Source organism: Acidisphaera sp. S103, assembly GCF_009765975.1.
Lineage (GTDB): Bacteria > Pseudomonadota > Alphaproteobacteria > Acetobacterales > Acetobacteraceae > Rhodopila.
The window spans coordinates 149,412-160,372 of sequence record NZ_LMUJ01000111.1 but is presented as its reverse complement, the minus strand read 5'-3'; the positions used below and the strand labels follow the sequence as shown (position 1 = coordinate 160,372).

The 10,961-nt window shown below is 65.1% G+C and carries 11 protein-coding genes; 5 read left to right on the top strand and 6 right to left on the bottom strand.

Features of this window, described 5'->3' with window-relative positions; all coding sequences use genetic code 11:
* Nucleotides 1-176: 176 nt before the first annotated feature.
* Nucleotides 177-1,742 carry an ABC transporter substrate-binding protein gene (locus GSQ89_RS36815; RefSeq protein ID WP_158933083.1) on the top strand — a complete coding sequence of 522 codons (1,566 nt, stop codon included), beginning with the start codon at nt 177-179 and terminating at the stop codon, nt 1,740-1,742.
* A gap of 3 nt (nt 1,743-1,745) precedes the next feature.
* On the opposite strand, the gene GSQ89_RS36810 is transcribed toward GSQ89_RS36815, so the two are convergent.
* The 3 genes from GSQ89_RS36810 to GSQ89_RS36800 are packed head-to-tail and all read right to left on the bottom strand — an operon-like array spanning nt 1,746 to nt 4,316.
* Nucleotides 1,746-2,540, bottom strand: a complete 795-nt coding sequence (locus tag GSQ89_RS36810; protein WP_158933082.1) for an ABC transporter permease — start codon at nt 2,538-2,540, stop codon at nt 1,746-1,748.
* On the bottom strand, nt 2,527-3,309 hold the full coding sequence (locus GSQ89_RS36805) for an ABC transporter ATP-binding protein (RefSeq protein ID WP_254073555.1): 783 nt from the start codon (nt 3,307-3,309) through the stop codon (nt 2,527-2,529). Before GSQ89_RS36805 ends, GSQ89_RS36810 begins: the two co-directional genes overlap by 14 nt.
* On the bottom strand, nt 3,306-4,316 hold the full coding sequence (locus GSQ89_RS36800) for an ABC transporter substrate-binding protein (protein ID WP_158933081.1): 1,011 nt from the start codon (nt 4,314-4,316) through the stop codon (nt 3,306-3,308). Before GSQ89_RS36800 ends, GSQ89_RS36805 begins: the two co-directional genes overlap by 4 nt.
* A gap of 139 nt (nt 4,317-4,455) precedes the next feature.
* Between GSQ89_RS36800 and GSQ89_RS36795 the strand changes: the two genes are divergently transcribed.
* Nucleotides 4,456-5,409 (top strand): NAD-dependent epimerase/dehydratase family protein, encoded by a 954-nt coding sequence (locus GSQ89_RS36795; RefSeq protein ID WP_158933080.1) that lies wholly within the window; start codon nt 4,456-4,458, stop codon nt 5,407-5,409.
* A gap of 109 nt (nt 5,410-5,518) precedes the next feature.
* Here GSQ89_RS36795 and GSQ89_RS36790 read toward each other — a convergent pair whose 3' ends face one another.
* A complete protein-coding gene (locus GSQ89_RS36790; RefSeq protein ID WP_158933079.1) occupies nt 5,519-6,679 on the bottom strand; it encodes a glycosyltransferase in 1,161 nt (386 codons plus the stop codon).
* Between the two features lie 168 nt (nt 6,680-6,847).
* On the opposite strand from GSQ89_RS36790, the gene GSQ89_RS36785 reads away from it, so the two are divergent.
* Nucleotides 6,848-7,954, top strand: a complete 1,107-nt coding sequence (locus GSQ89_RS36785) for an acyltransferase (protein WP_158933078.1) — start codon at nt 6,848-6,850, stop codon at nt 7,952-7,954.
* A gap of 16 nt (nt 7,955-7,970) precedes the next feature.
* Here GSQ89_RS36785 and ykgO read toward each other — a convergent pair whose 3' ends face one another.
* A complete protein-coding gene (gene ykgO, locus GSQ89_RS36780) occupies nt 7,971-8,096 on the bottom strand; it encodes a type B 50S ribosomal protein L36 (RefSeq protein ID WP_158933077.1) in 126 nt (41 codons plus the stop codon).
* Between the two features lie 154 nt (nt 8,097-8,250).
* On the opposite strand from ykgO, the gene argC reads away from it, so the two are divergent.
* The gene (gene argC, locus GSQ89_RS36775) at nt 8,251-9,198 is read left to right on the top strand and encodes an N-acetyl-gamma-glutamyl-phosphate reductase (RefSeq protein WP_158933076.1); all 948 of its coding nucleotides are present in this window, start codon (nt 8,251-8,253) and stop codon (nt 9,196-9,198) included.
* Entirely contained in the window at nt 9,191-9,733 is a 543-nt protein-coding gene (locus GSQ89_RS36770; RefSeq protein WP_158933075.1) for a gamma carbonic anhydrase family protein, read from the top strand. The genes argC and GSQ89_RS36770 overlap by 8 nt, the downstream gene beginning before the upstream one ends.
* A gap of 61 nt (nt 9,734-9,794) precedes the next feature.
* Here the strand turns inward: GSQ89_RS36770 and GSQ89_RS36765 are convergent, their stop codons facing one another.
* Nucleotides 9,795-10,949 (bottom strand): MFS transporter, encoded by a 1,155-nt coding sequence (locus GSQ89_RS36765; protein WP_158933074.1) that lies wholly within the window; start codon nt 10,947-10,949, stop codon nt 9,795-9,797.
* Nucleotides 10,950-10,961 lie beyond the last annotated feature (12 nt).

Here is a 10,961-nt window from a genome sequence, read left to right as displayed (position 1 = left end):
AGCTTGAAAAACCGCCGTAAACGCGCGGGCTGGAACCAAGATTACCTGGAGAAAATCATCCGACGCACCGCGTGAGACATTCAAGCGATTCCCCTGCTGGCTGCCATTTGGCAAACCCGGCGATATCGGCTTTGCTCCGCCCGAGTCCGGAACAACGGACAACAGGGAGAAACGCGATGCCAACAGGCAAGCACGCAATCGGCCGCCGTAGCGCACTGGCCTTGACCGCGGCAGCCGCACTGCCCGTCAGGCGCTCCGCCGCGCAGGCCGCCGCCCGGACGCTGCGCTATGTGCCCTACTCCAACCTCATCGTCATGGACCCTGTCTGGGCGATCTCCATCATCGGGTTGGAGCACGCCTATATGACCTGCGACCAACTCTACGGTCTGGACCAGGCCTACACAGCACAGCCGCAAATGGCGGCCGGCCACGAACTGTCCGACGACAAGCTGCGGTGGCGTTTCACCCTGCGCGATGGCCTGCGCTTCCACGACAATGAGAAAGTACGAGCCACGGACTGCGTCGCATCCATCGCCCGCTGGGCAAAGCGAGACCCGTTCGGCCAGCGGATGGCGGCGCGCCTGGACGAAATGAAAGCCCTGGACGACACCAGTTTCGAGATCCGCCTGAAACGTCCGTACGCCCACATGCTGTACGGCCTTGGCGCCACCACCTGCTTCATCCGGCCGGAGCACCTGGCCAACACCGACATTTCGAAACCGATCGAAGACCAGACCGGAAGCGGACCATTCCATTTCCTGAAGGACGAATTCGTGACCGGCGCGCACGCTGCCTATGCGCGCAACGAAACCTACGTTCCTCGTCAGGAGGCGCCGTCGAGTTGGGCCGGCGGCAAAGTCGCGCACTTCGATCGTGTCGAGTGGCACTTCATCCCCGATCCCGCCACCGCCGCTGCCGCGCTGCAAACCGGGGAGATCGATTGGATCGAACGTCCCTTGCTCGACCTGGTGCCGACCCTCAAAACCGCCCCCGGCGTGGCCGTCACGCAGGTCGATCCGATGGGCTTCTTCGCCATCCTGTGGGTCAACAACGCCGCCCCGCCCTTCGACAACACAAAGCTGCTGCACGCCCTGCTGCCGGCGATCAACCAGCAGGAATTCATGGAGGCAATCGTCGGCGATGTGCCCGGCGCCGCCCGCACCGGCATGGGAATATTTACCCCCGGATCGCCATTCGCCTCCAACGCCGGCATGGAGATCCTGACCGGCAAGCGCGATCTGGCCGCGTCGAAACGATTGATCGCCGAATCCGGCTACAAGGGCGAGAAGATCGTTCTGATGTCACCCGAAATCCCCGAATACCATGCCATGAGCGAAGTCGCGCGCGCCTTGTTCCAGCAGCTCGGGCTCAACGTCGATTATCAGGCAATGGACTGGGGAACTTTGTCGTCGCGCGCCCGCAGCACCGATCCCGCGGTCCGAGCCGGCTGGGGCTGCTATGGGGTCGGCTGGGCCGGCCTGTGGCCATCGAACCCCGGCAGCAACGTTCCGCTATCGGCGGTCAAGCCGAACCCAAAAATCGAGGCACTGCGCGATGCCTGGTTCGACGCCCCGGACCTTCCGGCACAACAATCGATCGCCGCGCAAATCCAAATCCTCGCCCTGCAAGAGCCGCCATTCATTCCGCTCGGGCAGTATTTTATTCCATATGCCCATCGCAAGGACATCACCGGTTTCGTTGCGGCACCAATCACCGCGATGTGGAACGTCAGGAAAGGCTGACCATCACGCCCGCCACTTCAGGAAAATCCGCTCCAGCCGCCCGATCGTCCAGGACACAACCAGTCCCAGCACCGACAGCACCACAATCCCCGCCAGCAGATTGTCGGTGTCGTAAAGGTTCCCCGCGGACAGCACGAACGCGCCGATCCCCCGCTCCGCGCCGATCATTTCCGCCGCCACCAGCAGCACGATGGCGATCGAGACAGTGACGCGGAATCCACTCAGGATCGCCGGCAGCGCCGCCGGCAGCACGATCTTGCGGATGATCGCCGCATGCGACAGCCCGAAGCTCTGTCCCATCCGGATTAACCCACGAGGCACATTGTCCACCCCGCCCGCCGTCGCGATCACCGTCGGAAAGAACACGCCAAATGCCAGCGTCGCCAGCTTGGACCCCTCGCCGATCCCAAACCAGATGATGAACAGCGGCACCAGCGCAATCTTCGGGATCGGAAACAGCGCCGACACGATCGCCATGCCGGGCGAGCGCATCGCCGACCACAGCCCCACCGCCAATCCCAGGCCAATGCCGAACACCGTGCCGACAATCCACCCCACCGCCAGCCGCATCAGCGACACCGAAAGGTTCTTCCACAGCTCGCCACTGACGGTCAGAGACCATAACGCCCGAGCAATGGAGATCGGCGCGGGCAGGAACAGCGTCGGGATTACCCCGGCCGAAGCGCCCGCCTGCCACAGCACCACGACCCCGACCAGCGTCGCCACCGCCGCCCACGCTCTATCGCGAGGGGCAAACCCGCCCCCACGGAACGCCACAGGGCCATCAAGACGCGACATCGATCCGCTCCCGCTCCGCCACCGCCGCATCGTCACGGATCATGCGCCACAGCCGCTGCTCCAGCGCCACAAGATCCGGATCGGCGGCACTTCGCTCCGCCAACGGCCGGTCCACGCGCAGCACGTCGCGGACCTCGCCAGGCCGGCGGGACAGCACGACGATCTGATGCCCCAGCCGCACCGCCTCGGCCAGGTTATGGGTGACGTAGATCGTCGTCGTCCCCGCCTGGGTGATCAGCGTGGAGAATTCGTCCAACAACAGGTCGCGGGTCTGCGCATCCAACGCCGACAGCGGCTCATCCAGCAGCAGACACGCGGGATGCACCGCCAGGGCACGGGCAATCCCCACACGCTGCCGCATGCCACCTGACAACTGCCTGGGCCACGCCCCGGCGAAGTCTGTCAGACCGGTCAGTGCCAGTACCTCGGCCACCCGCGCCGAACAGTCGGTGCGGTTCAGGCGATCCTCCAGCACCAGCGCCACGTTCCCGGCAACCGTCCGCCACGGCAGCAGGGAAAAATCCTGGAACACGTAGGTCAGCGGGTTCAGGCAATCCGCCGGCACGTCCCCGGCGCAGCGCACCACGCCCTCGGATGGCGCCAGCATCCCGCCCATGATCCCCAGCAGCGTCGACTTGCCGCAACCCGAAGGGCCGACCAGCACCATCACCTGACCCGGTTCGGCGGTCAGCGAGATGCCGCGCAGCACTTGCAGCCCGCCGTAGTGGTGACCGACGCCATCCACCGTCAGGCGCAGGCCCTCCGTCATCGCGTGGGCAGGAAATGGGTGTCGAGCATCACGGCGGGGTCCATATCGCCCTTGACCAGCCCCTGCGCCTTGAACCAGCGCACCTGATTCTCCACGTCCTTCACATCCAGCGCACCACCGGCGTCGTAAAATCCGACGCCACTCAGGATCTTCCGCCTGGCGTCCGGATCGCCGGTGAAGACGTATTTTGTCAGCAGCGCGACAGCGGCGTCGGTCTTCGCGTCCACTACGGGATGCCCGGCCGCATCCAGCCGCAGGAACGCGTCCCGGTAATCCGCCACACCACGCTGGTACGCCGCCGCGAAGTGCTTCAACAGATCGGGCTTGTTCGCGATCATCGCCGGCGTCGTGAACACCGCGGTCAGCTGGTAGGGCACGACATCGCCCACCCAGCCCAGGATATGCACCTGCCCTGACGCCGCCAGCGGTTTGGCGACCGAGGCGATAGCGATCGTCGCATCCACCTGGTCCGACGTCACCGCCGCCACCATGTTGGCGATCTGCTGCACCGGCCGCAGGGTGATCGATTTCAGGTCGAAGCCGTGCTCCTCGGCGATCCGCCCCATGATGTAGTGAAACGACGAACCATATTGCGTGATCGCAAGACTGTGGCCCGGCAGCTTGTCGATACTGGTCAGGCCGGCATCGAATGCCTTGTTCGAGACCAGGATGGCCGACCCCTCGTAGCCCTTTTCCTCGTGCATCGCGCCGCCGATGACCTTCAACGTGCCCTTTTCCGCCAGGTTGAAGAATCCGCCGGTCAGCGCGGTCACACCCACATCGATATCACCGGCCACCGCCGCCGCCGCGATCGGCTGGGCTGCCTGGAAGAAGCGGAACGTCAGGTCGATCCCCTCGTCCTTGAAGTAGCCACGTTCCTGCGCGATGTAGAATGGCGCCGGCGACAATGTATGCAGCAGCCCAAGCCGCAGCGGTTCATTTGCCTGCGCTGCGGACGCCAAAAGCAATCCGGCCAGCAGGACGCTTCCCAATATTCTTTTCAACATGGAGCGGACCTGTCACACGCCCGCAAACCGGATGCAAGCCATCACGACAACGACCGAACCAACGGACCGGCCCCGCCTTGATCCCCTTGCATCATCCAACCCGGCGGACCATCTTCGGCCCATTCATCTGGAGGGCCCAATGGCCGCTCAAAAGCCCTCCTGCGTCGTGTTTGGCGGCGGCGGGTTCATTGGCACGAATCTCTGCCGTCGTCTGGCCGCGTCCGGGTATCGCGTCCGAGCATTCGGCCGCCGCCGGCTGTTTCCGGCCGAACTCGACGGCGTGGAATGGTGCCAGGGAAACTTTACCGACACGGCGTCGGTCGAGGCGGCGATCGAGTCCTGCGACGTGGTGTTCCACCTGGTGCATGCGACGATGCCGCAGGCGGCCGACCTGGATATGGCCGCAGACGTCCAGAACAACGTCATTCCCACCCTCGCCTTGCTGGACCATTGCCGCCGATCCGGCGTGAAGCGGGTCGTCTTCGCATCCTCGGGCGGCACGGTCTACGGCCGGGCCCAGCAAATCCCCACCCCGGAAACCGCGCCGACGGACCCGATCTGCGCGTACGGCATCAGCAAACTGGCGATCGAGAAATACCTGGCGCTGTTCCAGCACCTGCACGGTCTCGATTTTCGCGTGCTGCGCATCACCAATCCGTTTGGACCCTTCCAGATCGCACTCAAAAACCAAGGCGTCATCGCAGCCCTGATCGCTCGGGCGCTGCGGGATCAGCCAGTGGAAATCTGGGGCGACGGAACGGTGGTGCGAGATTTCGTCTTCGTCGAGGATGTCGTGGATGCCCTGGTGGCCGCGGCCACCGATCAAGGCAGCGAACGGGTGTTCAATATCGGCGGCGGCCGAGGCCGCAGCCTGCGTGACATCATCACCGCGATCGAACGGCAGATGGGTAAGACGCTGAGACTGGAATGGAAGCCGGGCCGCCCGCTCGACGTTCCGGTTTCCGTGGTCGCCATCGATCGGGCCGCGCAAACCCTGGGATGGGTACCGAACACACCGTTCGAGACCGGCCTGGAACGGACGATCGAGTGGGCTAAAAAGACCCTGCCGACGGTTAAAATCCCGCCCCAATAACCAAAACGCCAGATTAGAGCGTGGTCGCCCTGGGCGGAACGCCAACAGGGCGTGAATCACGCGATCAAACAAGAGTTAGAGCGCGCTGACTGTTCACAGTCAGCGCGCTCTAACCCCGGCCCGCCGCCGCCATGACGCCGAGCAATCTTTCTTCCAACCGCCGCGACTGCGCCACCATGTCGAAATGCGTGACGGCCGCCTGCCGGGCATTTTCACCCAGTTGGTGGCGCAATCCCGGCTCATCGATCAGCCGCCGCAGCGCAGCCGCCAGTGCCTCGGGATCCTGTTCGGGGATCAGGAAGCCGGTGTGCCCATCCTCGACCGCCTCGCCGATACCGGCATGGCGGGACCCGATGACCGGGGTGCCCGCGGCCATCGCCTCAATCACCACGGTCGGCAGTCCCTCGGCGTCGCCATCCGACGCCCGCTGGCTGGGAACGCACAGCGCCAGCGCGCCACGCATCCAGCGGCGCAATTCGTCGTTGGGCATCCATCCCCGGAATTCGACATGCCGCAACGCAGCCGCCGCGCCACGCAGTTCCGCCTCCATCGGACCGTCGCCGACCAGCACAAGCCGCAGGGTCGGACCCTCGGCTTCCAGGCGCCGCACCGCCTCGATCAGCGATGGAATCCCCTTCTTTTCGACGAACCGGCCGGCGAACATAACGTAACCGCCCGAGGCGGGGTCATCCATGCCGTATTCCTTGTCGATATTGACCCCGGAGTGCTGCACCAACAGCTTTTCAGGCGGAAACCCGCGAGTGATCAATTGTGCCTTGATGAAGCCCGAAACGCACAGGAACAGCGCCGCTTCGTCCTTCAAAGCCTGCAACCGGCGCTGGAAAACACTCGGCGGAAACCGCTTCCGGTACTGCTTGTCCTTCGTCGCGTCGGCGCCATAGAAACTCACCACCAGCGGCAGCTTCAGCGCGCGCGCGATCGGCAATGCCAGCGCCCCGCCGCGCCCGAAATGGGCATGGACCAGCTTCGGACTGCGGCTGCGCAAGTCGGGAACGGGCGGCAGCACGCCAAGATGCTTGAACAGTTCGCGGTCGACCCCGCCCAAGACCCCTTCGCGCCCCAGAAACACCGCTTCGCCGCCAAGATCGGCCAGCCCGGAGTCGCGTGAACGCCCGACCCAAAGCGGGTTGAGACGCTCGAAGCCGACGTAAAGCCGCCGCAGAAAATGCAGTTCCGACGGGGGGACGATGCGATCCCGATAGACCAGGATGGTCTCACGGCCGCCATCCTGATTGTCAGTGGGGTTCATGCGGCATCAAACGAAGTCATTGGATTTTCCGGTAAAATAGTGACCCGGACATAGACTGCGAGACCAGCCCGAACAAGGTTTTCAACCGCCGCACGGCGTCCGCGCCTTCGCGCGGTGTGAAAAGCCGATATACAGCCGGACACGCATGACTTGGGGATGACGATCTGAATGCTCGCGACGAACCAGCCGGTCCCGGCTTGCACAGCACCCGGACAGACCGGTTCAATACCCCAACGGCCGCGCCCCCAGCTTTTCCCCTGGGTTCAGGCCCTGCGTGCGGTTGCCGCCGCGGCCGTCGCCTTCGTCCATATCGGGAACGACGCCATGACCGCCGGACGTGATCCGGCCGGCCTCATCGCAAAGATTTCCGCATTTCTGCCATGGGCGGCCGGCGTCGATGTGTTCTTCGTCATCTCCGGCTTTGTCATCGTCCACGCCTCCACCAACCTGTTCGCCCAGCCCGGGGGCAGCGTGCGGTTCCTCTATCGGCGGCTCACCCGGATCGTGCCGCTCTATTGGGTGCTGACGACCCTGTTCCTGGCGACGACGCTGCTGCAGCGGTCGGCGATCCACGGCGAGACCGGCGGAAGCGCCTACGTGCTCGCCAGTTACCTCTTCATCCCCTGGGCCCGACCCGACGGCCTCGTCGAACCCGCGCTCGGTCTTGGCTGGACGCTGAACTACGAGATGTTCTTTTACCTCGTGATGACACCGTTCCTGCTGCTGCCCCGGACACGCGCGGTGACGGCCTGCGCGGCCCTGCTGTGCCTGCTGGTAACGATCGGCCGGATCGTCGGTCCGACGTCGGTTCCGTTGCGTTACTGGTCCGACCCGATCGTCCTGGAATTCATCCTGGGCATGGGTCTCGCGCTGGCCGTCGCCAGGGGATTGACCCTTCCGGGATGGGTTCGGATCGTACTGGTCGGGGTGGCCATCGCCTGGCTGCACCAGCAGGTCGACGCATGGCGCATCGGGTCGTTTGGTCTGCCGGGCGCCCTATTGGTCGCCGCGGCGGTATCCGGTCGGCGCCCCGGACGCATCGGCCCCGTGGAGCACGGACTGATCCGCCTGGGGGACGCATCCTATGCGATGTATCTGTTCCACCCGTTCGTGATGCGCGGCTTCACGCTGCTGGGCGCTCGTATCGGCACGCGCACGGAAACCAGCGGCCTCGTTTATGTCGTGACCGCGCTGGTCGCGGCGCAACTGTGCGCGCTGGCGATCAACGCCGGATTCGAGCGCAGACTGACCAACCGATTGAGGCGCAACGCCTGAACGCGGGTAACGCCAATCAGCCCTGGCGGCACTTCATCCGCGGGTTCTTCTTGTTGATCACATAAACCCGCCCGCGGCGACGCACCACGCGGCAGTTCTTGTCGCGGACCTTGGCGGAACGCAGGCTGTTACGGACTCTCATGATACGCGCTACTTACCCTGGTCAAACTCGAAGGCGCGCTAGGTAGGGGGCTGCATCCCCCCTGTCAAGCGCAACAGACCAGCCCCGCACGAAGGTCTCTTGCTTTTCCACCGTCATACCGCGAATTTCCGCCCCGGAAAGGAGATCGCGACGCATGACAACGGTCTTTATCGACGGCGAGTCCGGCACCACAGGCCTGGGCATCCGTGAGCGTCTGGGCGCCATGCCCCAGGTCACGCTGAAAAGCCTGCCGTCCGACCGCCGTCGCGATCCCGCTGCCCGGCGTGACATCATGGCGGAGGTGGACCTGATCGTCCTGTGCCTGCCCGATGACGCCGCCCGCGAATCCGCCGCCATGGCCGCGTCCCTGGGCAACGCTGCGCCGAAAGTACTGGATGCCAGCACCGCCCACCGCGTCGCCCCCGGCTGGGTCTATGGTTTCGCCGAAATGCTGCCCGGCCAGTCCGAACGCATCGCCGCCGCCCAGCATGTGGCCAACCCCGGCTGCTACCCGACCGGTGGAATCGGCCTGATCCGCCCGCTGGTCGATGCCGGGCTGATCCCCACCGACTACCCCATCACCATCAACGCCGTGTCCGGCTACTCCGGCGGCGGCAAGGCAATGATCCAGGCGCACGAGACGACCCACGGCCCGGCCTTCGAACTCTACGGCCTGGGCCTGGAGCACAAACACGTCCCGGAAACCGAACTGTACAGCGGCCTGACCCGTCGGCCGATCTTCGTGCCGTCCGTCGGGCACTACCTGAAGGGCATGCTGGTCTCGGTCCCGCTGCACCTGGACACGCTACCCGGAAAACCCGCTGGCGCGGACCTGCTTGACGTTCTGAAGGCCCGCTACGCCGGCTGCGACCTGGTCCGTGTGGTGGATGTCCCCGCCGACGGGAAACTGGAACCTGAGGCGCTGAACGACACCGACCGCCTGGAACTGACCGTCCACGCCAACGAGAAATATCGCCAGGCGGTCCTGGTCGCTCGGTTGGACAACCTGGGCAAAGGTGCCTCGGGCGCCGCCGTGCAAAACATCGCCTTGATGCTGGGACTACATACCGGCGTGGGCGACCGCGAGTTGGCGGATGCCTGAACGTTACGGAAGCGTCTTCTCGCTGGACGGTGTCACGCCGACGATCGCGGATGATGCCTTCATCGCCCCCACCGCGGCGGTCATCGGCGACGTGGTGATCGGATCGGAGACCGGGATCTGGTTCCACTGCCTGGTCCGCGGCGACATGAACGCCATCCGCATCGGCGCCCGGACCAACATCCAGGACGGAACGGTGATCCACGTCGATTCGGGGGCATTCTCGACGTTCATCGGGGATGACGTAACCGTCGGCCACAACGCCGTGATCCACGCCTGCACGCTGAAAAACCGAGCATTCGTGGGCATCAGCGCGACGGTGCTGGACGGCGCGGTGATCGAGGAAGGCGGCATGCTCGCCGCCGGGGGCCTGCTGACGCCAGGCAAGGTGATCGGTCCGAACGAGATGTGGACCGGTTCGCCTGCCAAACTGCGACGGGTGATGGATGCCGAGGAACGCAGCCGGTTCGACCGGAACGCCACGGTGTATCGCGAACTGGCCCGGCAGTTTCTGGCTGGGCTGAAGGTGGTGCGCTAGCGCATGATCGCGCTGGGCGGAACGTCCAGAGCGCGTGAATCATGCGATCAAACAAAACGCTCTATGCCTCGGCGTTTCTTCGCAACCCCCACGCCACAGGCATGGCCAGCGCACACAGCGCCGACATGACCCAGAACCCGCCAGCGCCCCACCGGGCATAAAGCGGTCCTGATCCCAGGGTCAGGACCGCGGACGCTACCCCGACCGCGACCGTGCCGTAGAATGCCTGGGCCGTGGCTGTTAGGCCGGGCGGGACCACCGCGCCGATCAGCCGCATGCACGCCAGATGCTGCAGCGCGAACGTCAGCCCGTGCAGCGGTTCAGCCAAGGCGGAGGCGGCGACAGAGGTTGTCTCCGCCAGCAAAATCCAGCGCACCACGCCGCCCGCCGCGGCCAGCATGCAGGCACCGGCCGGCCCCAGTTTGGCCAGCAGCCAACGTCCGAGGAACAGGAAGACGATGACCTCCGACGCGACCGATTCCGACCACAGGATACCAATCGTGCCGTCGGCAATTCCCAAACTGCGCCAGTGGAGGACCACGAAACCGTCGTGCAGGGCGTGACTGCCCTGAATCAGCGCCGCCACCGCCATCAACCGGCGAAAGGATGGAATTTTGAAGAGCGCGCCCAATGGTTCGGTTCGCTCCCGCGTTGTGATCGCGGCCCGCCGCAAGCCGTCCGGCAACGCTCGGGCACAGCACGCGGCAAGGCCAAGCAGCGTTCCATTGAGCCAAATGATCGCGGACAGGCCGGAACGGGCGACGATCTGCCCGGACAGCAATGTGCCCAGGATGAAAGCGGCTGAACCGGCGCCTCTGACCCAGCCATATTCGAAGCGCCGCCCCAGGCCCGCGGCGTCCAGCGTCAGAGCATCGGCGATGGGGGTGAGAGGCGCCAATGTTATCGCGTGTGCGATGCTGACCAACAACAGCAGCGGCAGACCCTCGGTCGGCAGGTAACCGAAGGCGATGCATGCGGCGGCGGCCAGATAGGCGACCAGCACCGATCGCGGGGCCTGCAGTCGATCGGCCAACCGGCCGCCGGCGGGACCAGCCAATAGCCGCACCGCGGTGCCGGCGGCCAATACCAACCCGATCGCTTCGGGGTGCAACCCACGCTCCGCGAGGAAAGCGGCGAAGAATGGGGAGGCCACGCCGAAGGCCGCGAACAAGAGTCCGTAGAGTGCCAGGAAGCGCGGAAGGGCGGTGGTCGTCATTTCCAGGTCGGG